Origin of the sequence: Tepidimonas ignava, from assembly GCF_004342625.1 — a bacterium.
In the GTDB taxonomy this organism is placed as follows: domain Bacteria; phylum Pseudomonadota; class Gammaproteobacteria; order Burkholderiales; family Burkholderiaceae_C; genus Tepidimonas; species Tepidimonas ignava.
The window spans coordinates 132,994-155,790 of sequence record NZ_SMAH01000007.1 but is presented as its reverse complement, the minus strand read 5'-3'; the positions used below and the strand labels follow the sequence as shown (position 1 = coordinate 155,790).

General features: G+C 67.4%; 22 protein-coding genes and 2 pseudogenes. 15 read left to right on the top strand and 9 right to left on the bottom strand.

Features of this window, described 5'->3' with window-relative positions; translation table 11 throughout:
• Positions 1 to 636: 636 nt before the first annotated feature.
• From EDC36_RS07240 to EDC36_RS07190, 11 genes and pseudogenes are all read left to right on the top strand, one after another.
• On the top strand, positions 637 to 1,995 hold the full coding sequence (locus EDC36_RS07240) for a TolC family protein (RefSeq protein ID WP_132962583.1): 1,359 nt from the start codon (positions 637 to 639) through the stop codon (positions 1,993 to 1,995).
• A 2-nt stretch (positions 1,996 to 1,997) separates the two neighbouring features.
• Positions 1,998 to 3,596, top strand: coding sequence for an efflux RND transporter periplasmic adaptor subunit (locus tag EDC36_RS07235; protein WP_132962582.1), 1,599 nt, complete (start codon positions 1,998 to 2,000; stop codon positions 3,594 to 3,596).
• Positions 3,597 to 3,612: 16 nt separating this feature from the next.
• Positions 3,613 to 6,864 (top strand): CusA/CzcA family heavy metal efflux RND transporter, encoded by a 3,252-nt coding sequence (locus EDC36_RS07230; RefSeq protein WP_243646514.1) that lies wholly within the window; start codon positions 3,613 to 3,615, stop codon positions 6,862 to 6,864.
• A complete protein-coding gene (locus EDC36_RS07225; RefSeq protein WP_243646513.1) occupies positions 6,798 to 7,811 on the top strand; it encodes an IS5 family transposase in 1,014 nt (337 codons plus the stop codon). Before EDC36_RS07230 ends, EDC36_RS07225 begins: the two co-directional genes overlap by 67 nt.
• 163 nt (positions 7,812 to 7,974) lie before the next feature.
• Positions 7,975 to 8,079 (top strand): annotated as a pseudogene (locus EDC36_RS13370) (lipocalin family protein); the annotation flags it as partial.
• Positions 8,080 to 8,164: 85 nt separating this feature from the next.
• Positions 8,165 to 8,491 carry an ArsR/SmtB family transcription factor gene (locus tag EDC36_RS07215; RefSeq protein ID WP_243646512.1) on the top strand — a complete coding sequence of 109 codons (327 nt, stop codon included), beginning with the start codon at positions 8,165 to 8,167 and terminating at the stop codon, positions 8,489 to 8,491.
• 25 nt (positions 8,492 to 8,516) lie between these two features.
• Positions 8,517 to 8,936: an ArsI/CadI family heavy metal resistance metalloenzyme gene (locus EDC36_RS07210; protein WP_132962580.1), complete on the top strand. Its 420-nt coding sequence runs from the start codon at positions 8,517 to 8,519 to the stop codon at positions 8,934 to 8,936.
• 10 nt (positions 8,937 to 8,946) lie between these two features.
• The gene (locus EDC36_RS07205) at positions 8,947 to 9,447 is read left to right on the top strand and encodes an arsenate reductase ArsC (RefSeq protein ID WP_068607303.1); all 501 of its coding nucleotides are present in this window, start codon (positions 8,947 to 8,949) and stop codon (positions 9,445 to 9,447) included.
• A 4-nt stretch (positions 9,448 to 9,451) separates the two neighbouring features.
• Positions 9,452 to 10,537, top strand: a complete 1,086-nt coding sequence (gene arsB / locus EDC36_RS07200; protein WP_185971189.1) for an ACR3 family arsenite efflux transporter — start codon at positions 9,452 to 9,454, stop codon at positions 10,535 to 10,537.
• A 122-nt stretch (positions 10,538 to 10,659) separates the two neighbouring features.
• Complete coding sequence (locus EDC36_RS07195; protein ID WP_132962579.1) at positions 10,660 to 11,622, top strand: sodium-dependent bicarbonate transport family permease; 963 nt, start codon at positions 10,660 to 10,662, stop codon at positions 11,620 to 11,622.
• Between the two features lie 10 nt (positions 11,623 to 11,632).
• Positions 11,633 to 12,046: pseudogene (locus EDC36_RS07190) on the top strand (CapA family protein); the annotation flags it as partial.
• A gap of 38 nt (positions 12,047 to 12,084) precedes the next feature.
• On the opposite strand, the gene EDC36_RS07185 reads toward EDC36_RS07190, so the two are convergent.
• The 6 genes from EDC36_RS07185 to EDC36_RS07160 form a co-directional block, all read right to left on the bottom strand.
• Positions 12,085 to 12,891: a cytochrome b/b6 domain-containing protein gene (locus EDC36_RS07185; RefSeq protein ID WP_132962578.1), complete on the bottom strand. Its 807-nt coding sequence runs from the start codon at positions 12,889 to 12,891 to the stop codon at positions 12,085 to 12,087.
• Between the two features lie 23 nt (positions 12,892 to 12,914).
• On the bottom strand, positions 12,915 to 13,439 hold the full coding sequence (locus EDC36_RS07180; protein WP_132962577.1) for a diheme cytochrome c: 525 nt from the start codon (positions 13,437 to 13,439) through the stop codon (positions 12,915 to 12,917).
• Between the two features lie 31 nt (positions 13,440 to 13,470).
• Complete coding sequence (locus tag EDC36_RS07175) at positions 13,471 to 13,902, bottom strand: DUF1924 domain-containing protein (protein ID WP_132962576.1); 432 nt, start codon at positions 13,900 to 13,902, stop codon at positions 13,471 to 13,473.
• 286 nt (positions 13,903 to 14,188) lie between these two features.
• The gene (locus tag EDC36_RS07170; protein ID WP_243646511.1) at positions 14,189 to 15,463 is read right to left on the bottom strand and encodes an HD-GYP domain-containing protein; all 1,275 of its coding nucleotides are present in this window, start codon (positions 15,461 to 15,463) and stop codon (positions 14,189 to 14,191) included.
• A 208-nt stretch (positions 15,464 to 15,671) separates the two neighbouring features.
• Positions 15,672 to 16,022: a cytochrome b/b6 domain-containing protein gene (locus tag EDC36_RS07165; RefSeq protein ID WP_341539530.1), complete on the bottom strand. Its 351-nt coding sequence runs from the start codon at positions 16,020 to 16,022 to the stop codon at positions 15,672 to 15,674.
• A gap of 20 nt (positions 16,023 to 16,042) precedes the next feature.
• Positions 16,043 to 16,306, bottom strand: coding sequence for a PepSY domain-containing protein (locus tag EDC36_RS07160; RefSeq protein WP_132962575.1), 264 nt, complete (start codon positions 16,304 to 16,306; stop codon positions 16,043 to 16,045).
• A gap of 198 nt (positions 16,307 to 16,504) precedes the next feature.
• Between EDC36_RS07160 and EDC36_RS07155 the strand changes: the two genes are divergently transcribed.
• Genes EDC36_RS07155 through EDC36_RS07145 form a run of 3 tightly spaced genes read left to right on the top strand, consistent with a single transcriptional unit; the run spans position 16,505 to position 18,947 of the window.
• Positions 16,505 to 16,897 (top strand): PepSY domain-containing protein, encoded by a 393-nt coding sequence (locus EDC36_RS07155; RefSeq protein WP_132962574.1) that lies wholly within the window; start codon positions 16,505 to 16,507, stop codon positions 16,895 to 16,897.
• Positions 16,894 to 17,559: a response regulator gene (locus tag EDC36_RS07150; protein ID WP_068607291.1), complete on the top strand. Its 666-nt coding sequence runs from the start codon at positions 16,894 to 16,896 to the stop codon at positions 17,557 to 17,559. Before EDC36_RS07155 ends, EDC36_RS07150 begins: the two co-directional genes overlap by 4 nt.
• Positions 17,556 to 18,947, top strand: coding sequence for a sensor histidine kinase (locus EDC36_RS07145; protein WP_132962573.1), 1,392 nt, complete (start codon positions 17,556 to 17,558; stop codon positions 18,945 to 18,947). The genes EDC36_RS07150 and EDC36_RS07145 overlap by 4 nt, the downstream gene beginning before the upstream one ends.
• A 261-nt stretch (positions 18,948 to 19,208) precedes the next feature.
• On the opposite strand, the gene EDC36_RS07140 is transcribed toward EDC36_RS07145, so the two are convergent.
• The gene (locus tag EDC36_RS07140; RefSeq protein WP_132962572.1) at positions 19,209 to 19,835 is read right to left on the bottom strand and encodes a glutathione S-transferase N-terminal domain-containing protein; all 627 of its coding nucleotides are present in this window, start codon (positions 19,833 to 19,835) and stop codon (positions 19,209 to 19,211) included.
• A 129-nt stretch (positions 19,836 to 19,964) separates the two neighbouring features.
• Between EDC36_RS07140 and purB the strand changes: the two genes are divergently transcribed.
• Positions 19,965 to 21,422, top strand: coding sequence for an adenylosuccinate lyase (gene purB, locus EDC36_RS07135; protein ID WP_132962571.1), 1,458 nt, complete (start codon positions 19,965 to 19,967; stop codon positions 21,420 to 21,422).
• Between the two features lie 40 nt (positions 21,423 to 21,462).
• Here the strand turns inward: purB and EDC36_RS07130 are convergent, their stop codons facing one another.
• Positions 21,463 to 21,927, bottom strand: coding sequence for a DUF3717 domain-containing protein (locus EDC36_RS07130; RefSeq protein ID WP_132962594.1), 465 nt, complete (start codon positions 21,925 to 21,927; stop codon positions 21,463 to 21,465).
• 296 nt (positions 21,928 to 22,223) lie between these two features.
• Positions 22,224 to 22,796 carry a PIN domain-containing protein gene (locus EDC36_RS07125; RefSeq protein ID WP_132962570.1) on the bottom strand — a complete coding sequence of 191 codons (573 nt, stop codon included), beginning with the start codon at positions 22,794 to 22,796 and terminating at the stop codon, positions 22,224 to 22,226.
• Between the last annotated feature and the right edge of the window lies 1 nt (position 22,797).

Below are 22,797 nucleotides of genomic sequence, written 5' to 3'. Positions count from 1 at the left end.
CGATCGCCGTCTACCAGGCCATGCTGGAGAAGGTCACCCAAACCAGCCACTCCCTTCAGTGATTCCACCGTTGCACTTGGTGCTTGATACCGCCCTGCTACACTGTTGTCCATATGCGTAAATGGTTGGCAATCCTTTTGTTGGTGTTTATGCCGCTACAGCTTGGCTGGGCGGCTGCAGCCAGCTATTGCCAACACGAAACCGGTGCCGCAGCCAAGCACTTTGGTCACCATGACCATCAGCACAAGACTGCGGATGGCAAAGACGCATCTTCCGATCCAGCCAAGACCATCGGTGGCGATCCCGATTGCGCATCCTGTCACGCGGGATGTTTGTCGGCCTTGCCTGGGGCAGTCACGATTGCATCGCTGGCCGACTCGTCTCTGGATACAGCAGATTACTGGGCTCGTCTAACGTCGCCCCCTTTTGAACGCCTTGAACGCCCTCAGTGGCGTGTCCTCGCCTGATCGGCGGGGAGCGCGTTCCTTCCCCTTCGTCATCACCAATGCACGGATACGCCTAGCGCGTGACCGTATCAAGCCGACCTCAGCTCGGCTGACGTGACGACGAGCAGGCGATCATTTGGATCGCTCTCCGCCGATTCCCTCGTGTATTTGAATATCACTGGAGAATCGGATGTTGAAGAGTCATCACAATCACAAACGACGGAAGTCAGTCTCCGTCCTCCGCACATCAGGAGTCGCGGCTGCGACGAGCTTGCTCGTAGCGCTCGCTGCAGGGGCAGCTTTCGCTCAGGCGTTGCCAGCAGCACAAGACAATCATCCAGCCGTCAAAAGCGGCTTGCAGAGCGAAGCGGCAACGATCCTGACGCTGCAAAAGGCCATCGATTTAGCCCTGGACAGCAATCTAGACCTGGCTGTCGCAAGGCGGGAAATCGAGGCAACGCAAGGTCAGGTGATCCAGGGGCAAGCTCGCCCCAATCCCGAACTGGCGTACTCGCTGGAAGACCAGAGGGCAGCGACTCGCACACAAAGCGTGCAGATCAACCTTCCCGTTGAAATGGGCGGCAAGCGCGCGGCCCGTATCGCGGCCGCCGAGCGAGGGCGCGACATCGCAGTGGAAGAACTGAATGTGCGGCGCATCGAAATCCGCGCCGCTGTGGTCGCCGCCTTCTTCGAAACGCTGGCAGCCCAGGAGCGTGTAGCACTGGCTCTTGACAGTGTCGATTTGGCGAGAAAAGTGACCGACGCGGTTGCCAAGCGCGTGGCAGCGGGTAAGGTTTCTCCCGTCGAAGAATCAAAGGCCCGGGTGGCTGAGGCCGGGGTGCGCGTTGAACTCGCCCAGGCGCAAAGCGAGCTGCGCAACGCTCGGGGACGTCTTGCCAGCTTGCTGGGTGCCAATCCACCTCGCTTCACCCTCGTCGCGGGCAATATTGAAGCGCTCCCGCCCGTTCCAAGCTTCGACAGTGTCCAGCAACGCCTGTCTGTCTCGCCAATCTTGCGTCGTGCGCAGCTAGAGATGGAACGCCGCAGATCACTGGTCGATTTGGAGCGCAGCAAGCGGGTACCCGATGTCACCTTCAGCCTGGGAGTGAAGCGCTCCAATGAGCTGCAGCGTGATCAGCTGCTGTTCGGCGTCTCCGTGCCGTTGCCGTTGTTTGATCGCAATCAGGGCAACTTGCTGGAAGCGCTGAAGCGCGAAGACAAAGCCCGGGACGAACTCCAGGCGTTGAACGTGCGAGTCGGCACTGAAGTGATGCAAGCCCGCGAGCGGCTGGACGCCATTCGCAGGGAAGTCGAGGTCTTGCAACGGGACGTACTCCCCGGGGCTAAGAGTGCCTACGACGCAGCCACCATCGGATTCGAGAACGGCAAGTTCAACTTTCTAGAAGTGCTAGACGCGCAGCGCACCTACTTCGCCGCCAAGTCCCAATACCTCAAGGCACTGGCCGAAGCGCATCGCGCGGCCGCGGACATTGACCGGGTGCTCGGCGACTCCACCCCGAATGCCGACAAGCCATCCAATCAGGAATGAATATGAAAATCGACACAAAAAAACTGAACATCAGCAAAAAGCAGTTGGTCGCCATCGCTGCAATTGCCGTGACTGGCGTAGTGCTTGGCACCGCCATTCTGAGCAACAAGACAAGCAAGACGGCGGAAGATGATGGCCACGGTCATGGCAGCCACGTTGAAGCGAAAGCGCACAGTGATGGTGAGCACCACGGCAAGACGAGTGGCGATGGGCACGATCATGACAAAGGCCACGCTGACGGCGAGCACCACGAAGGCCCCAGCAAGGGGCCTCATGGCGGCAAGCTGTTCAAGGAAGGAGATTTTGGGCTGGAGGCTTTGCTGGCCGAGGACGGAGGCGAACCACGCCTGCGGATCTGGCTGTTCAGCAAAGATAAGCCGCTTCCAAACAATGCAGCCAAAGTCAGCGCCACCATCACGCGCTTGACCGGAGAGACGCAGACCCTCAACTTTGCACCTGACAAGGACAGCCTGGTGAGCCGTGAGGTGGTGCCCGAGCCACACGCGTTCGAGATCAGCATCGTTGCCCAGACTGCCACCGAGTCCTTCATGTTCGTCCTGAACCAAGAGGAAGGGAAGGTCGAGCTTAGCGATGCACAAATCAAGGCCGCATCCATTGGCATCGACACGGCAGGTCCTGCGCGCATCAAGTCTGTTTTGCAATTGCCAGGCGAAATTCGTCTGAATGAAGACCGGACTTCGCACATTGTTCCGCGCATTGCGGGTGTGGTCGAGAGTGTGCAGGTCAGTCTGGGGCAGGCGGTCAGACGAGGCCAAGTTTTGGCCGTCATCGCCAGCCCGGCGGCATCAGAGCTGCGCAGCGAGTTGCAGATAGCACAAAAGCGATTGACCTTGGCCAAGACCACGTATGAGCGTGAAAAGCGGCTCTGGGAGCAGAAGATCTCTGCCGAGCAGGACTACCTGCAAGCCAAGCAAGCCTTACACGAGGCAGAGGTCGCCGTGGCCAACGCCCAGCAGAAGCTGTCCGCCTTGGGTCTGACATCAGGATCTTCGGGGGGGCTCAATCGCTTCGAGCTGCGCGCGCCATTCGACGGCTTGGTGATTGAAAAGCATCTGAGCCTGGGTGAAGCCGTCAAGGAAGACGCCGTCGTGTTCACCGTGTCTGACCTGGGACAGGTCTGGGCCGAGATCAACGTGCCCGCGAAGGATTTGCCGCTGGTCAGGGTTGGCGAGAAGGTCACCATCAAAGCGACGGCCTTCGATGCCAGCGCGACCGGAACCATAACTTTTGTGGGTTCGTTGATCGGTGAACAGACTCGCATGGCCAAGGCCCGCGTGGTCTTGTCCAACCCCAAGGGCGTTTGGCGTCCTGGTCTGTTTGTCAGTGTGGAGGTGACTGCATCGGAGGCGGAAGTACCCGTGACTGTGGCCAGTGACGCCATTCAGACCTTGGGCGACAAGCCCGTGGTGTTCGTGAAAGTGAACGGAGGCTTCATTGCCCAGCCCGTGCAGTTGGGCCGCAGTGATGGCAAGCGGGTCGAGGTGGTGCAAGGACTCAAGCCGGGGGCTCCCTACGCGGCAGCAGGAAGTTTTGTCCTGAAGTCTGAGCTCGGCAAGGCCTCTGCCGAACACACCCATTGATACCGGAGCCACGCACATGTTTGAAAAACTTATTCGAGCATCCATCGAACATCGATGGTTGGTGTTGCTGGCAGTCATCGGTATGGCGGCCGTCGGCGTATTCAACTACCAGAAGCTCCCCATCGATGCAGTGCCGGACATCACCAACGTCCAGGTACAGATCAACACCCAAGCACCGGGGTACTCACCGCTGGAGACCGAGCAACGGGTGACTTACCCGATTGAGACCGCGATGGCGGGCCTTCCCAACCTGGAGCAAACCCGTTCCCTATCCCGCTATGGACTGTCACAGGTGACCGTGATCTTCAAGGACGGCACCGACATCTACTTTGCGCGCCAATTGGTCAACGAACGCCTCCAGGAGGCGCGCGACAAGTTGCCCCCCGGAATTACCCCGACCATGGGTCCGATTTCGACCGGCTTGGGCGAGATCTACCTGTGGACGGTCGAAGCCAAGGATGGTGCGAAGAAGCCTGATGGCCAACCCTATACGGCCACCGATCTGCGCGAGATTCAGGACTGGATCATCAAGCCACAGTTGCGCAACGTGCCCGGCGTCGCAGAAATCAACTCCATTGGCGGCTATTCCAAGGAATACCAGATCGCCCCTAATCCTGAGCGCCTCATCTCGCTGGGCATCACCTTGCAGGACATCGTGACGGCATTGGAGCGCAACAACGGCAACGTGGGCGCGGGCTATATCGAAAAGCGTGGCGAGCAATATCTGATTCGAGCGCCCGGTCAGGTCAAAACCTTGGAGGACATCAGCAACGTGATCGTCAGCAGCGTCGGTGGTGTGCCGATCCGGGTGCGTGACGTGGCCGAGGTTGGGCTGGGGCGTGAACTGCGCACGGGTGCCGCCACAGCCAACGGGCGCGAAGTGGTGCTGGGCACGGCCTTCATGCTCGCCGGCGAGAACAGTCGAACCGTCTCTCAAGCAGTCGACAAAAAACTGAAAGAAATCAACCGCAGTCTGCCTGAAGGCGTTCATGCGGTGACCGTTTACGACCGTACTGTCTTGGTGGACAAAGTCATCAGCACGGTGAAGAAGAACTTGTTGGAAGGCGCGATCCTGGTGATCGTGATCCTATTCCTGTTCCTGGGCAACATTCGCGCGGCCATCATTACGGCGGCCGTGATCCCCTTGTCAATGCTGTTCACCTTCACGGGGATGGTGACCAACAAGGTGAGTGCCAATCTGATGAGCCTCGGGGCGCTGGACTTCGGCATCATCATCGACGGTGCGGTTGTGATCGTCGAGAACTGTGTGCGACGTCTCGCCCATGCACAAGCTCAGTACGGCAGGCCTTTGACGCGCTCGGAGCGTTTTCACGAGGTGTTCCTGGCATCGAAGGAATCACGCCGCGCGCTGCTGTTCGGGCAACTCATCATCATGGTGGTCTACCTGCCCATCTTCGCCCTGACCGGCGTTGAAGGAAAGATGTTCCATCCCATGGCGTTCACAGTGGTTGCTGCGCTGGTTGGGGCGATGATTTTGTCAGTGACTTTCATCCCGGCTGCAGTCGCACTGTTCATCGGCAACCGCGTCAGCGAGAAGGAAAACTGGCTGATGGTGCAGGCCAAGCGCTGGTATGGCCCGCTGCTGGATCGCGTGATGACGGCTAAAGCGGTGGTGCTCACGGCAGCCGCCGTGGCAGTGGTGCTGTGCGGCCTGATCGCCACCCGTATGGGCAGCGAGTTCGTGCCCAGCCTGAACGAAGGCGATTTCGCCATCCAGGCGCTGCGCATTCCGGGCACCAGCCTTTCGCAATCGGTGGCAATGCAGCAGCAGATCGAGGCGACGCTCAAAGCCAAGTTCCCCGAGATCGACCGCGTTTTCGCGCGCACCGGCACGGCGGAAATCGCGTCCGACCCCATGCCGCCGAACATCTCCGACGGTTACATCATGCTCAAACCGCAGTCGGAGTGGCCGGAGCCACGCAAGTCGCGCGACGAATTGCTGGCGGCCATTCAGGAAGTCGTGGGCAAGATCCCGGGCAACAACTACGAGTTCTCTCAGCCGATCCAATTGCGGTTCAACGAACTCATTTCAGGGGTCCGCAGCGATGTGGCGGTGAAGATCTTCGGCGACGACATGGACGTATTGAACAAGACAGCCGAAGAAATCTCGTCCATGTTGCAGAAGATCCCCGGTGCGTCCGAGGTCAAGGTTGAACAGACCACTGGATTGCCGATGCTCACGGTCAACATTGATCGTCAGAAGGCCGCGCGCTACGGGCTGAACGTGGCCGACATCCAAGATGCAGTGGCCACGGCCATCGGAGGGCGTGAGGCCGGGACGCTGTTTGAAGGCGACCGTCGATTCGACATCGTGGTTCGGTTGCCAGAATCCCTGCGCAACGACTTGGAAGGCATGAAGCGCTTGCCGATTCCTTTGCCGCGCGGAACAGGTACGGGAGGTCTTGAAGGCCGAACCAACTTCATTCAACTGGGTGAAGTGGCGAGCTTCGAGTTGGCACCCGGCCCCAACCAGATCAGCCGGGAAAACGGCAAGCGCCGCATCGTGGTCAGCGCCAACGTGCGTGGCCGTGATGTCGGTTCCTTTGTGGCCGATGCTGAAGCTGCTTTGGCGCAGGTCAAGATTCCCGCAGGCTACTGGACGAGCTGGGGTGGCACATTTGAAAACCTGCAGTCCGCGACACAGCGATTGCAAATCGTCGTCCCTGTGTCGTTGCTTCTGGTCTTCGTATTGCTGTTTGCAATGTTCGGCAATGTCAAGGATGGTTTGCTGGTCTTCACCGGTATTCCGTTTGCCTTGACCGGCGGCATTCTGGCGCTGTGGCTGCGCGACATTCCTCTGTCGATTTCCGCTGCCGTGGGCTTCATCGCGCTGTCAGGTGTGGCCGTGCTCAATGGCCTAGTGATGATTTCCTACATCCGCAGCTTGCGCGAGGACGGAACGCCGCTGGATGAAGCCATCCGCGAGGGCGCGCTGACACGCTTGCGGCCGGTGCTGATGACGGCCCTAGTGGCGTCGCTGGGTTTCATCCCGATGGCGATTGCCACGGGAACAGGCGCGGAAGTGCAACGCCCGCTGGCTACCGTAGTGATCGGAGGCATCTTGTCTTCCACCGTGCTGACGCTGCTGGTGCTACCGATTCTGTATCGGCTGGCCCATCGTCCAGACGAGGAAATGGAGGATGTCACTGCCGAACCGGTACATCCGCAGGCTGCGGCTTCGTGCAGGACCAGCGCCAAGCCAAGCTCGGCGGCTTCATCGCCAACCTGGCAGCAATGGACGAACTGATCGACTTCGCGGCCATTGCCGCCCGGGTCGACACCGCCTGCCCTCGCGCTGACCGTAGCAAAGGCGGGTGCCCGCCGTACCCCACCGAGGTGATGGTGCGGCTGCTGTTCATCCAGTCGCTGTACAACCTCAGCGACGAGGACTGCGAGTACCAGGTGCTGGACCGCATGAGCTTGCCGCACTTCTGCCGCCTGGACGCAGCACTGCACATCCCCGATGCGCGCACGCTGTGGAGTTTCAAGCAGCGCTTGGCCCAAGGCGGTCTGGGCGGGCGCGCCATCTTCGAGGCGGTGAGCCTGCAGTTGCAGCAGCACGGCTACATCCCGCGCGGCGGGCAGATCGTGGATGCCAGCATCGTGCAGGCACCGCTCACCCAGGCGAACAAGGACGAGCGCGAAGCGCTCAACGAAGGCCGCAGGCCCGAGGGCTGGAATGCCAAGCGGCTGCAGCACACCGACCGCGACGCGCGCTGGACCAAGAAGCACGGCAAGAGCTTCTACGGCTACAAGGTGCACGCCAACGCGGACGCGCGCTACAAGCTGATCCGCCGGGTCAAGGTCACGCCGGCCAATGTCGATGACGGCCAGACGCTCAAGGAGGTGCTGGACCGCGCCAACACCGGCGCGCGGCTGCTGGCCGACCGAGGTTACGACGCGCAGACCAACCGCCAGTGGCTGCAGGCCCACGGGCTGCGCGACGGCATCGCGCGGCGTGCCAAGCCCGGGCAGGAGCGGCGCGTGCGACTGGACGCGCGCAACAAGGCGATCAACCGCGTCCGCGCCAGAGGCGAACATGTGTTCGCCGGCCTCGAGCAGTTGGGCGGCAAGTGCGTGCGGGCGATGACGCTGGCGAGAAACGAACTGGCGATCCTGCTGAAGTGCGCGGCGTACAACGCCAAGCGGCTGGTCTGGCTGGTGCGCCATGACCCGTGCGGGTGTGCGCGATGAAGGCAGAGGTGCGCCCGCTGCAGCCTGCAAACGCCGTTTTGCAGGGCCTCGGGCGCCCGCCAAGGCTGCGATGACGGGGCCTGAGCGGCACCGAGAACCCCGAACTGAACGACGCGAGCGCCCTCATGCCGGTTCAGCCTTCGGAAATGGGGTTATGCGAAGTGCCCTCTACTGGGAGGGCTTGTGCGAGCTGCGCACCCTGGATGGTCGCCGCGTGGGACGCGGGTATCTGGAGCTGACCGGCTACGGGGGCGCCCTGCGGCTGTGAGCACAAGGCGGCCGCGGTGTTGGGGATAGGAGATGCCATCAATTCAATAGTTGAATATTTATTGAAATGTTTTATGATGGCTTTCATGCTGACCGAAGCCCAAACCGTCCAAGCCCTGGCCGCCCTGGCCCAGCCCGTGCGGCTGCGCGCGTTTCGCGCCCTGGTGGTGGCGGGCCCTGATGGGTTGACCCCGGGCACCCTGGCCGAGGCGCTGGGAGTCGCCCCCAGCGCGCTGTCTTTTCACCTCAAGGAATTGCTGCATGCCGGCCTGGTGACGCAGGAGCGGCAGGGCCGGCATCTGATTTACCGGGCCGCGTTCGATGCGATGCAGGCGCTGCTCGCCTACCTCACCGAAAACTGCTGCCGGGGCGACGCCTGCATCACCCCGGACGCCCTGGCCTGCGATTGTTGATCCCCGCCCTTCGAAGGAGAATTCCGTGAAGCGCTTCCACGTCCATCTGCATGTCCAGGATCTGGACCAGAGCATTGCGTTTTACTCGCGCCTGTTCGCGGCCGCGCCGGTGCGCGTCGAGCGCGACTACGCCAAATGGATGCTCGACGATCCGCGGCTGAACTTCGCGATCTCCACGCGCGGCGCGGCGCCGGGGGGGGATCACCTGGGCTTTCAGGTGGACGAGGCGTCGGAGCTGGGCGAGCTCAAGGCCCGCGCCCAGGCCGCGGACATGGCCCTGCTCGACGAAGGGGCCACCACCTGCTGCTACGCCCGCAGCGAAAAGCATTGGGTGACCGACCCCCAGGGCATCGCCTGGGAGCATTTCCACACCCTGGGCGACATTGCCGTCTTCCGCGAGGCGGATGCCGCCTCCGGCGCTTGCTGCGCGGCGGCCTGCTGCTGAGGATGAGGCCATGACCTCCCGCCCCCTGAACGTGCTGTTTTTGTGCACCCACAACTCCGCCCGCAGCATCCTGGCCGAGGCGCTGCTCAACGACCTGGGCCGCGGGCGTTTTCGGGCCTATTCGGCGGGCAGCAGCCCGCGCCCGAACCAGCAGCCCCACCCCCTGGCGCTGGCCGTGCTGCGCGAGGCGGGCATTGCCACCGATGGGCTGCGCAGCAAAAGCTGGGATGAGTTTGCCGGCCCCGACGCGCCCGAGATGGATCTGATCATCACCGTTTGTGACAACGCGGCGGGCGAGGTCTGCCCCGTGTGGCCCGGACACCCGGCCACGGCCCACTGGGGCTACGCCGATCCGTCCGCGGGTGACGAGCCGGGCGAGGTCAAGCACGAGGCCTTCCGCCGCACCATGCAGCTGATGAAGCGCCGGCTGGAGATGCTGACGCAATTGCCACCCGAGAAGCTGGCGCGCGCCCTGCTGCAGGACAGCGCGCGCGCCCTGGCCGGGAGCTGAGGCCGTGAGCGCGCAGTGTGACATTGCCGCCAAGCAGGCGGCTGGCGCGCCCATGAGCGCGTTCGAGCGTTACCTGACGCTCTGGGTGGCGGTTTGCATCGTGGTGGGCATCGCCCTCGGGCAATGGTTGCCGGGCCTGTTTCAGGCCATCGGGCGGCTGGAGGTGGCGCGCGTCAACCTGCCGGTGGGCCTGCTCATCTGGGTGATGATCATCCCGATGCTGGTGAAGGTGGACTTTGGCGCGCTGGGACAGGTGCGCCGCCATGTGCGCGGCATCGGGGTGACGCTGTTCGTCAACTGGCTGGTCAAGCCGTTTTTGATGGCGTTTCTGGCCTGGTTGTTCGTGCGCCAGTGGTTTGCGCCCTGGTTGCCCACGGAGCAGATCGACAGCTATGTGGCCGGCCTGATCTTGCTGGCGGCCGCGCCGTGCACGGCGATGGTGTTCGTCTGGAGCCGTCTGACCGGCGGCGACCCGCTGTTCACGCTGTCGCAGGTGGCCCTCAACGACACCATCATGGTGTTTGCCTTCGCGCCGCTGGTGGCCTTTTTGCTGGGCTTGTCGGCGATCACCGTGCCGTGGGACACCTTGCTCGTGTCGGTGGGGCTGTACATCGTGGTGCCCGTGCTGCTGGCCCAGGCGTGGCGGCGCCGGCTGCTCGCGCGCGGACCGCAGGTTCTGGATGCCACCATGCGCCGCACGGGGCCGTGGTCCATCGCGGCGCTGCTGGCGACGCTGGTGCTGCTGTTCGCCTTTCAGGGCGAGCAGATTCTGCGGCAGCCGCTCGTGATCGCTCTGCTGGCGGTGCCCATCCTCATCCAGGTGGCGTTCAACTCGTCGCTGGCGTATTGGCTCAACCGGCGCGTGGGCGAGTCGCACGCCGTCGCATGCCCGTCGGCGTTGATCGGTGCGTCCAATTTCTTCGAGCTGGCCGTGGCGGCGGCGATCAGCCTGTTCGGCTTCGAGTCCGGTGCCGCCTTGGCCACCGTGGTGGGGGTGCTGATCGAAGTGCCGGTCATGCTGGCGGTGGTGTCGATCGTCAACCGCAGCAAGGGATGGTACGAGTCGGGTATCCGCCCATCACGGGCGTGACGGGGTTGATGGGTCGTAAATCATCGTCTTCCATCGATGGTTTCCACCAAAAAAATCGATGGAACCGCATGCCTGAGCGCGGCTACAGTTGAACGTTTGACGTCGTTTGACTGAAGGTCCGCATGCAAAGTCTGCTCGATCCCGCCATCCTGTTCTTCGTTTTTGGTGTGCTGGCCGGCGCGGTACGCTCCAATCTGGAGATCCCGCCGGCCATCGCCAAGTTCCTGTCGCTGTACCTGTTGATGGCGCTGGGGCTCAAGGGCGGGTTCGCGCTGGCGCAGGCGGGCTTCAACCCCGAGATCCTGCTGGGCATCGGCGCGGCCATGGCCATGGCGGTGATCGTGCCGTTGATGGGTTACGCGTTTTTGCGCCGCCACGTCTCGCGCCTGGACGCGGCGGCCGTGGCGGCGTGCTACGGGTCGGTCAGCGCGGTGACGTTCGTCACGGCGACGCAGTTTTTGACCAGCGCCGGGCTGGCCCCCGGCGGCCACATGACCGTGGCGATGGTGCTGATGGAGTCGCCGGCCATCATCGTCGCCGTGCTGCTGGCCAACGCCATCCGCAAGGAGCGCGGGGTGGACGGCTCGCCCGATCTGCGCATCGGGCACATCCTGCACGAGTCCTTCACCGACGGCGCGCAGATGCTGCTGCTGGGATCGATGGTCATCGGTTACCTGAGCGGCGAGACCGGCAAGGCGGTGATGCAGCCGTTCTCGGGCGACCTGTTCAAGGGCATGCTGGCCTTCTTTTTGCTGGACATGGGTCTGATGGTGGCGCGCAACTTCCAAGAGGCGCGCAAGGCGTCGCCGGTGCTGCTGGCCTATGCGGGGCTGGCGCCCCTGGTGCACGCCAGCATCGCGCTGGGGTTGGCCACCGTGCTGGGCATGCCGGTGGGCGACGCGGTGCTGCTGATGGTGCTGTCGGCCAGCGCCTCGTACATCGTGGTGCCGGCGGTGCTGCGCTACGCGATCCCGGAGGCCAACCCGGCGCTGTACTTCGGGCTGAGCCTGGGGGTGACGTTCCCGTTCAACATCCTGATCGGTATCCCGCTGTACACCCAGGTGGCGCGCGCGGTGCTCGGCTGATCGGCGTGCGCGGCAGGTGTACGGGGCCGATGTGGTCATCCCCGTGATGCACTGGGGTTGGGAATACGAACCGCGGGCGAGCGCCCGCCAGCGCGCTCTGGCCCGGTGGATGATCGATGCCGGCGCCGATGCCGTGATCGGGGGGCACCCCCATGTGGTCCAGGACACCGAGGTCTACCGAGGCCGCCCGATCATCTACAGCCTGGGCAATTTCGTGTTCGATGGCTTTCGTGCCCCAGAGACGACGACCGGCTGGCTGGTGCGCCTGACCGTCGATCGTCAGGGCGCCGTTCGCTGGACGGCGATGGACGTGCGCCTGGACCGCCAGGGGACGCCCCATCCCCAGGCCGATCGGCCCGGGTGGTGCTGGACGCGCGGCAGCGCAGAGGCCGTGCGCTGCCCGGTGCCGATCCCGGCCCGCTGATCCATGGCGCGCCCAGCGCGTGACGCACCGGCCCGGTGTCAGTCGTCGTCCTCGTCGTCGTGGTGCCGGTCCGCGGCGGAGGCCTGCGGTGCCCCGAGCGTCCAGCCCGACGCGGCCGTGCCCCCCGGCATCCCGCGGGTTGGGGCGTTGGACCACTCCCACGCCCAGTAGGCCAGCACCGCCAGCACCAGCAGCAGGGCCAGCGCGCCGTGGTTGTGCGTGACCAGATCCGGGCCGCGGCCCGGGGTGCGGCCGGTCAGCATCGGCCGCGCCAGGTTCTGCCGCCGCCACACGCTCAGCGCGGCGAGCTGCCCCAGGTGCGCCAGCACCAGCGCGAGCATCCCGTTGCCGAAAAACTCGTGCACTTCCTCCAGCCACTCGCCGCCCCAGTCGTGAAAGGTGGCCACGCCGCTGGCCACCAGCGGCGGCACCGCCAGCAGCAGCGCGGCGATGACACCGGCCAGCGCCAGGTTCTGGCCCTGCCGGCCGGCACTGGCCAGCGCGTTCCAGTCCCCTGCGCGCAGCGCCTGCAGCGTGGCGCGCACCCACCCGGGGGCGGCGGCGAGCTTGCGCGCCAGCGCCGCCAGCCGCACGTGGCGCGGGCCGACGAGGCCGTACAGCACGCGCCAGCCCAGCAGCCCGGCCATCGTGTAGCCGAGCACGACGTGCACCAGCCGCCAGCGCTCGCCGTCGGCGGTGAGGTAGGCGCCGACGAAGCTGAGCGCGAACAGCCAGTGGAAGGCGCGCGTCGGCGCGTCGGTGACGCGCCGGCCGGGGGTCGGGGGGGTGGCCGCGGCGGCGCCGGGGGCGCGCTCGGGCACGTCGGGTCGGGTGGTGGCGAACATGGCGTCGGCTCCGGCAAAAGGGATCAGTCGTCCAGGAAGGCGCGGTGGTAGCGCGCCGGCAGGCCGGCGGGCATGCGCAGGTCGTGCGCGTCGAAGCGGCCCTGCTCGGCGCCGCCGTGGCAGGCGGCGCAGTTGGCCGCGCTCTTGACGCTCGGCAGGCGCCAGACGGCGTCGTCGAGCTGGCGGTGCTTGCGCTCGAACCAGGCGCTGCGCGTGATGCGGTCCTGCGGGGGCGGCTCGGGGCCGACGCGCTTGCCCGTTCCGGCGTGCGCCTGCAGCCAGGTGGCAAGCTGCCGCACCGTGGCGGGGTCGAGCGAGGCGTCGGTGCCGTAGTGGCGCTCGAGGCTGCCCATCAGCCGCTGCCACGACGCCGCCGGCAGCAGCCCGGGCGGGTAGGCGACGTGGCAGGCGCCGCACTCGCTGCGGTAGGCCGGGGGCACCTGGGCCGGCAGGCGCACGCCGTCGGCCAGCGCCGGCCACGCTGGCAGGGCGGTCAGCAGGGCGGCGGCGAGGCGCCGCGCGCGCGATCGTGTCGAGGGGGTGGTCATCGTCGGGGCTCCTTCGGGCGTCCGGGCGGGGTCAGCGCAGGCGGGTCAGCCAGGCCAGCACGTCGGCCTTCTCGGCGGCGGTGCAGGCGCGGCCGAGCACGTCGCCGCAGTTGCGCCGCAGCCACTTGTCGACCTTGGCGCGCTCGGTCAGCGCGTCCGGGTTGGCGGCGGGGGCCAGCGGCGGGATCGTCTTGCCGGTGCTGGCGTGGCGGCCGGCGCGGGTCGGCGGCTCGCCGTGGCAGCTGCTGCACGACCACTCGCCGCCGTGGCGCTGCGTGAACAGGCGCTGGCCGGCGGCGGTGTCCCCGGCGCGGCCGGCCTCGGCCTCGAAGCGGGCCAGCTCCGCCGCCGGCGTGGTGTCGCCGGCGCGGGCCAGCACGGCGGTGACGGTCAGGATGGCCGCCAGCGCCGCGCGCGCGGCGGCCTGGCGGGTCGGTCGGGGGCATCGGATCGGGAGGGTCATGGTCGGCTCCGGGTATCGCGGTTCGGATGCGTGCAGGATGCCGGCAGGGGGCCGTCGCCAGCGTGAACGCGGCGTTCATCGGCGGTTAAGCTGGCGGGTGCAGCCTTGCGGCCATCCGGCCGCGGGGCCGGTCCACGGGGCGGTCGTCGGCCTCGGTGCAGGCCCTGCGCGAGGCTGTGCGGCAGGGTGACGCCGACGCGGTGCGCAAGGCGCTGGGTGGCCTGAAGGCGCCGTACGCGCGGCTGTTCGTCAAGTTCGGCTGACCCGCGGCGCGGACAGCCGCGGCTTACGCAAAGCCGAAGTGGTGCGTGATGCGCTCGTGCAACAGCGCGCGGCAGGCGGCCTCGTCCAGCCCGTCCAGCCGCGCGTGCAGATCGGCGGCCATCGGCACAAAGGTGTGGACCACCTGCGGGTCGAAGTGGCTGTTGGCGTCGCGCCGCAGGATGTCCAGCACCTGCGGCAGCGGCATCGGCTCCTTGTAGGGGCGGCGCGAGCACAGTGCGTCGAACACGTCGGCCACGGCGAAGATGCGCGCCGCCAGCGGGATGGCCTCGCCGGCTAGCCCGCGCGGATAGCCGGAGCCGTCCCACTTTTCGTGGTGGCAGGCGACCACCTGCGCCGCAGCGGCCAGCCACGGGATGTCGGCGACGATTTCCTCGCCCAGCGCGACGTGGGTGCGCATGACGCGCATCTCGTCGTCGTCCAGGCGGCCGGGCTTGAGCAGGATGCGGTCGGGGATGCCGATCTTGCCGACGTCGTGCAGGAAGCTGCCGATGATGAGCGCGCGCATGGCCTCGTCGCGCAGGCCCAGCGTCTCGCCCAGCCGGGCGGCGATCCAGGCTACGCGGTAGTTGTGCGCGCCGGTGTCGGAGTCGCGCTTGGCGATGGCGCGGCCGAGCGCCTCCATCATCGCCACGTGCGAGGCCAGCACCTGCTGCGCCTTGCGCTCGTTGTCGCGCGACAGGTGCATGACGATGGGTGTGATCACCAGCCCGCACAGAATGGCCGCCAGCGCCGCCAGGGCCGCTGCGCCCAGCGCGTCGCTGCGCAGTTGGTCGCGCTGCCAGTCGGGCACGACGCGCACGCCCTCCACATAGCCGAGCAGGCCTGAGCCGGGTTGCTGCGCGTCGCGCCACACCGGCACGAACACGCGCAGCACCCAACGGCCGTCGGGCAGGTGCAGCGATTCGTAGCCGGGTCGTGTGTGCTGCGGTCGGGCGTGGCGCTGCAGTTGGGCTTCGACCGCCTCGCCGCGCGTGGTGGCGTGCTCGGCCAGCCGCTCGCCGCGTTCGTCGTAGATTTCGGCAATGTCGAAGAAGCCACCGGTCAGCAGCCGCGCGGCTTCCTCGGCGGGCGCCACCAGCGGGCGCGCGGCGTCGCCGGCGTTCATCTGCAGCACGGCGCGGCGCGATTCCTCTACCGCCAGGCCGACCGCTTCTTCCTCGAGGTTCTCGATCGAGACGAACCAGGCCAACACCGACACCAGCGCCGCCACGATCAGGGACACCGCCGCGATGCGCGAGGCGACGAGGCGGCGGTAGGTGCGCAGGGTGCTGGCCATGGGGCGGCGGGTGGGTGGCGGAAGAGCGGGGTCAATCGTAGCGTTTGACACCGGTGACCATGGCGCGCACCAGCGTGACGCGCTGCAGGCGGCCCATCACGAGCGCGGCCGCCGCATGCACGCCCGCGGCCATCACCAGCGTGTTGGCCAGTCCCTCGTGCAGCTCCTGCAGCCACTCCTCGCCAAAAAAGGCGTCCGTGCCCTGGAGTCAGCCCGTCACGCCCAGCGCCAGCACCAGGGCCATCAACGCCAGCATCATCAGCGCGCCCAGCGGGTTGTGGCCCGGATGGTCGTCCGGCTGGCCGGCCAGCAGTCCGCGCACATGGGCGCGCAGCCGCGCCGGGGTGGGCCACCAGTCCGCAAAGCGGGCGTGGCGGCTGCCGATCACGCCCCACAGCAGGCGCAACCCCACCAGGGCCGTCGCTGCGTAGCCGACCCAGCGGTGCGGGGTTTCACCGGCTTCCAACACGAACTGGTTGAGCAGCACGCAGGCCACCAGGCTCCAGTGGAACAGGCGCACGACCGGATCCCAGACGTACAGCGAAGCGGGGCGTTGCATGGCAGGGCTCCTGCGGGGGCTTACTTGCGCTGCATTTCGGCGCCGGTGGCGGGGTCGAAGTAGATTTCGACTTTCTTGCCGGCCTTGTCGTGGCCGTAAATCTCGTAGCACTGGCCGGAGCTGACCTTGAAGGTCTTGATCTGGTAGCCCTGCTTTTCCACCATGGCGCGGAAGTCGGCTTCCTTCATCCATTTGTCTTTGGGGGCGTTGCATTGGGGGCCGGCCAGGGCGGCGCCGGCGGCCAGCGTCAGCGACAGAGCGGCGAGGGGGGCAACGATGCGCATGAAAAACTCCTTGGAACAGGTCAGAGGGAACCGTGGGAGTCGAGATCAACCCACGGCGGCCAGTGTGCGCCGCCGTGCCTGAACGGCGCGTGAACGACACGGCCATGCACCGTTCAGGCACGGCTCGTGGCCGGCCCATCGCTCCGTCACGCCATGCGGTTCATGCCCGGTTCAGCCGTGCGCCGCTACCATGCCGGCATGCGTACGCAAGCAACCCCCGATGCCCCCCCGCGCGAGCGCCGGGTCCACGCCCCCGGGCGGGTGGCATGGGGGGCGCGCGCCGGGGCCGTGGGGCTGGCGGCCGCGCTGCTGGCCGTCGCCTGGTCGGGCGCGTGGGCCGATGGCGGCGGCGACCAGCGGCGCGCGCGCGAAGCCGTGCTGGCCGGCGAGATTCGGCCGCTGGGCGAGATCCTGCAGCGGGTGCAGCCGCAGTTGGGCGGCGAGGTCATCGCCACCGAACTGGAGCGCGAGCACGGCCGCTGGGTGTACGAATTCAAGGTGCTGCGCCCCGACGGGCGGCTGGTCGAGTGGTATGTGGATGCGCGCGACGGCAGCGTGCTCAAGACCGAAGTGAAGAAAGGCAAGCGGTGAGGGTGCTGCTGGTGGAAGATGAGGCGGCGCTGGCGCAGCGGCTGGCGGCCAGCCTGCGCGCGGCCGGCTACACGGTGGACGTGGCGGCCGACGGCCGCCGCGCGTGGGAGCTGGGCGGCGTGGAGCCCTACGACGCCATCGTGCTGGACCTGGGCCTGCCGCAACTGGACGGACTGACGGTGCTGCAGCGCTGGCGCGCCGAGGGGGTGACGGCGCCGGTGCTGATTCTGACCGCGCGCGACGCCTGGCAGGACAAGGTGGCCGGTATCGACGCCGGGGCGGACGACTACCTAACCAAGCCGTTCCATACCGAGGAGCTGCTGGCGCGCGTGCGCGCGCTGATCCGCCGTGCCCATGGTGCTGCGCACCCGGTGCTGCGCTGCGGCGCGCTGGAGCTGGACACGCGCCAGCAGCGCGCCAGCGTGGCGGGCCAGCCCCTCGTGCTGACGGCGCAGGAGCTGCGCGTGCTGTCGTACCTGATGCACCGCGCCGGCCAGGTGGTGCCGCGCACCGAGCTGGCCGAGCACCTGTACGGCAGCGACGCCGAGCGCGACTCCAACACCATCGAGGTGTTCGTCGCCCGGCTGCGGCGCAAGCTGCCGCCCGGCAGCATCGAGACGGTGCGGGGCCTGGGCTACCGGCTGGAGGCCGCCGGCGGATGAGGCGCTGGGCCGCCTCGCTGCGCTGGCGCCTGCTGCTGGCGGCGCTGCTGGCGGTGTCGTTGGCGCTGGTGCTGGCCGGGGTGGCGATCGCGCGGCTGTTCGAGCGCCACGTCACGCAGCAGTTCGACCTGCGGCTGCAGGACCAGCTGACGCAGCTGCTGGCGGCGCTGGAGCCGGATGCCGACGGGCAGCCGGTGCTGGCGCGGCCGCTGGCCGACCCGCGCTGGCAGCGCCCCTATGGCGGCCTGTACTGGCAGGTGCAGGCGGTGGGGCGCGCCGAGGCGGAGCCGGCGCTGCGCTCGCGCTCGCTGTGGGACGAGCGGCTGCCGCTGGCCGACGACACGCTGCCGGACGGCGCGTTGCACCGGCATGCGCTGCCCGGGCCAGCCGGGCAGCGGCTGCGGGCGCTGGAGCGCGCCGTCCAGTGGGGCGATCACGGGCCGCGCTGGCGCGTCGTCGTCGCCGCCGACACGCGCGAGCTGGAGCAGGCGCTGGGCGCCTTTCACGGTGCGCTGGCGCGGTCGCTGGCGGGGCTGGGCGCGGCGCTGCTGGCGGCGGTGGCGGCGCAGCTGTGGCTGGGCCTGCGGCCGCTGCGTGCGCTGCAGCATGCCGTGCAGCGTGTGCGCGACGGTCATGAGACGCGCTTGCGTGGCCACTTCGTGGCGGAAGTGCAGCCGCTGGTGGAGGACTTCAACCGCGTGCTGGCGCACGACGAGCAGGGCGTGGAGCGCGCGCGGCGGCTGGCCGGCAACCTGGCGCACGCGATCAAGACCCCGCTGGCGGTGATCGGCACGCTGGCCGAGGAGTTGCAGCCGCGCGAGCCGGCCCTCGCCACCGCGCTGCAGGAGCAGGTGCAGCGCCTGCGCGAACAGGTGGACTGGCACCTGCGCCGCGCGCGCGCCGCCAGCGCTGCCCACCCGGCGCGTCCCACGCCGGTGCAGCCGGTGCTGGAGGGGCTGCTGCGCGTGATGCGCAAGGTGCACGCCCATGCGCCGCAGCGCCCCGACGAGGGGGCCGAGTTGGCGTGGGATGTCGAGGTCACGCCGCCCGGCCTGGCCTTTGCCGGCGAAGCGCATGATTTGCAGGAAATCGCCGGCAACCTGCTGGACAACGCCGGCAAATGGGCGCGCACGCGCGTCGAGGTGCGGGCCTGGCAGGAGGGGCCGTGGTGGGTGCTGTGCGTGCAAGACGACGGCCCGGGGCTGACGCCCGAGCAGTGTGCGGCCGTGCTGCAGCGCGGCGTGCGCGCGGACGAACGCGCCCCCGGTGCCGGCTTGGGTCTGGATATCGTGCGCGAGGTGGTGTCGTTGTACAGCGGACAGTTGCAGTTGCAACGTTCGCCCTGGGGTGGCCTGGCGGTGCAGGTGCGCCTGCCCGCCGCGGCGTGAGCGTGCCGTCCGTCGGGGCGACGAACGGCGGCACGGCGTTGCCATCCACCGGGAACTTTGGCCAGCGTGCGCGGCTCCCACGCAGCGTGCGTCGTCGTTGGGTTTGACGTGACCGCGAAGCGCGGCAATGGGCGGCTGGTTGCAACGCCACTTGCCAGAACGACCGACCGGGGCGGTTCTCCTCCTCCCTCCCTCCTCCTGTTGTCTCGGCCGGGGCTTCGCGGTCTTTTTTTATGTTCGGCGCCCGGCCCCGGGCGGCTGTCAGGCGCGCGGCGGCACGGTATCGGCAAAGCTGGGGCGCTGCATCAGCCGCTCGTACAGCCGCGCCAGGTTGGGGTAGGTGGTGCGCCAGTCGATGCTGGGGAAACGGAAGTCCAAGTACCCCAGCGCCACGCCGACCGCGATGTCCGCCAGCGTCAGGTGCACGCCGTGGCAGTGGGGGCGGTCGCCCAGCCCCAGGCTCATGGCCTTGAGCGCACGCTGCACCGCGGCGAGCTGGCGCTCGATCCAGGCTTGGCAGCGCTGCGCGTCGCTGCGTCCGACCCATGCCTGCTCCATGCGGGCGGCCACGGCGGCGTCGAGCACGCCATCGGCCAGCGCCTCCCAGGTTTTGACCTCGGCACGCTCGCGCCCGGCGGCCGGAATCAGCTTGCCCACCGGCGACAGGGTGTCCAAGTACTCGACGATGACGCGCGAGTCGAACACCGCCTCGCCCCCCTCCATCACCAGGCACGGCACTTTGCCCAGTGGGTTGGCGTCGGGTACGGTGGAGTCGGCGGCCCAGGGGTCGGCCAGCTCGAGCTGGAAGTCGAGCTTTTTTTCGGCCATGACGATGCGCACCTTGCGCACGTAGGGGCTGGTGAGGCTGCCGATGAGCTTGAGTTTCATGGTGTCGAGGATCCGCTGTGGCCGCGCCCACCACCCGCAACCGGGCGGGGCGCCGGGCTGCCGATTGTACGGATTGGCTGCGCGCGGCGCCTGGCGGGGGGTGGTAGGCGCCTACAATCGCGAGCTACTATGCAAGCCCACGCTGACGCCTCCCTTGCCGCGGCGGATGCCGCCCTGACCGCCCTGAGCCCGCTGGATGGGCGCTACACCGCCAAGCTGGCTGCGCTGCGCCCCATTTTCAGCGAATACGGCTTCATGCACCGCCGCGTGCAGGTGGAGCTGACGTGGTTCGAGCGGCTCAGCGACCTGGGCCTGCCGGAGTTTGCCCCGCTGTCGGCAGCGGCGCGCGCGCACCTGCGGCGTGTCGTGCGCGACTTCTCGCCGGCCGATGCGGCCGCCATCAAGGCCATTGAAAAAACCACCAACCACGACGTCAAGGCGGTGGAGTACTGGATCCGCGGCCACGCCGAGTTGGGCGTGCCGGGCGTGTTTGCAGGCTGGCCGGAACTGCAGCGCGCCGGCGAATTCGTGCACTTTGCCTGCACCAGCGAAGACATCAACAACACCAGCCACGCGCTGCAACTGCAAGCCGGGCGTGCCGTGCTGCTGCAGGGGCTGGACGCCATCATCGAGCGCCTGCGCGACGCCGCGCACGCCTGGGCCGAGCAGCCGATGCTGAGCCGCACGCACGGCCAAACCGCCAGCCCCACCACGGTCGGCAAGGAGCTGGCCAACGTGGTGGCGCGGCTGCAAACGGCGCGCGCGCGCATCGCGGCGGTGCCGTTGCTGGCCAAGATGAACGGCGCGGTGGGCAACTACAACGCGCACCTGGCGGCGTACCCGCAGGTGGATTGGGAAGCCTTTGCGCGCAGCGTGGTGGAAACGCCAGCGCCGGGGCCCGATACCCCACCCGACGCCCCGATCGGGCTGGGGTTGACGTTCCAGCCGTACAGCATTCAGATCGAGCCGCACGACTACATGGCCGAGCTGTTCGACGCCGTGGGGCGCAGCAACGTCATCCTGATCGACCTGGCGCGCGACGTCTGGGGCTACATCAGCCTGGGCTACTTCAAGCAAAAGCTGAAGGCGGGTGAGATCGGCTCGTCGACGATGCCGCACAAGGTCAACCCGATCGATTTCGAAAACGCCGAGGGCAACCTGGGCCTGGCCAACGCGCTGCTGCGCCACCTGAGCGACAAGCTGCCGATCAGCCGCTGGCAGCGCGACCTGACCGACTCGACCGTGCTGCGCAACATGGGCGTGGCGCTGGGCTACGCGGTGTTGGCGCATCAATCGCTGCTGACGGGGCTGGGCAAGCTGGAGCTCAACGCCGCGGCGCTGGCGGCCGACCTGGATGCGGCCTGGGAGGTGCTGGCCGAGCCGATCCAGACGGTGATGCGCCGCTACGGCGTGCCCGGCGCCTACGAGCGGCTGAAAGAGGCCACGCGCGGCCAGGCCGTCACGCGCGAGGCGCTGCACGCGCTCATCGACGGCTTGCCGATCCCCGAGGCCGAAAAAGCCCGCCTGCGCGCGCTGACGCCAGCGGCCTACACCGGCCAGGCGGCGCGGCTGGCGCAGCGTATCTGAGCGTACAGCCGGGGCACGCGCCGCTGCGTGCTGCCCAGCTTCAGCGCGTCGGGGCAGGCGGTGCGGCCGGCGTGGCCGCGGGTGGCGCGTCTGTGCTGCGCTGCTCCAGCGCCCGCTCGGCGTACACGTTGAAGCGCCACGCGCTGCCTTCGCGCGTGATGCGCCGCCACACGGCGCGCTTTTCGCCGGGGGTCAGCGCCGGCCAGCGGGTCACCTCGTCGTGCGTGCGCCCGCAGCCCTTGCAGACGGCGTCACCCTGGTTGGTGGAGCAAATGGCGATGCAGGGTGTGTCCGGCGTGGTGTCGTACCAGGCGCGCCAGGCCTCGTAGGCGGGGCGTGGCATGGTGTGCTCGTCGGCCTCGTCCTCGCCGTAGTGAATCATCAGCGCGTACACCTCGGCCAACGCGCGCAGCGGCGCAGGCAGCGTGACGCCGTCGGGCGACGGCTGGCGGGCGCGCCAGTAGTTGATCGCGGCTTCGATGTCCGTGATGTGGATACCGGCCATGGGTGGAGTGGCTGCTTGCAAGGTCGTGGTCACCGCATCGAGGGTGCGCATGATAGCGGCTGGGATGATGGGGCGTGCAAGGATCGCCGGGTACCCCACGCTCTTCGATGACCTCGTGCCGTTGTGCTGCGCTGCCGAAGGGCAGCGTGATTTGACGCTGGATTCGGTGGCATCGAGCTGCTTGTCCGGTTCGCTTGGGTGGGTGCGCGCCCACACGGCGCGATCGATGTCGCCACTGTCGTGCGGCAGGAGCAGCACGATCGGCTCGTCGTGCCCACGCCCTCTCCTCGCGCGGCTCAGAGGGCCACGGTCCATGGACGCATCAGCGCCACCGATTGCGTCAGCCCCTGCGCCAGCAGGGTGTCCAGGTATTCATCTGCCGTTTTGGGCGGGTTTTTGAGGGATCGCCGGTGCCGCGCCGCCGCCTCCAGCACGCTGGCCGGGTGCAGGTCCAGCAGGTCGACGATGAAGTCGTCGGGGTGTTGGGCCACGAGGTTGTAGGGCTTGAGCGCTTCTGGCGGAAAGTCCTTGAGGTTGAAGGTCACGATCAGGCTCGCCCCCGAGTGGATCGCGGCGGCCACCACATGGCGGTCGTCCGCATCCGGCAGCTGGATCGACGGGATCAGGTGTTCGAACCCGGTGACCAGGCAATCCCGTACATGCGCGTTCATCAGATCGCGCGTGCGCTGCAGCTGTTCACGCGTCAGGTCCGGGCGGCTGGCCAGCACATGGCGCGTCCATTCGTCATGGATGCGCTCGCTCCAGCGGGCCCGGTGCAGGTCCGACAGCGCCAAGTGCATGAGCAGATCCCGCAGCGGGGCCGGATAGAGCACGCAGGCGTCATAGACGACGGTGAAGTGCGATCCCATC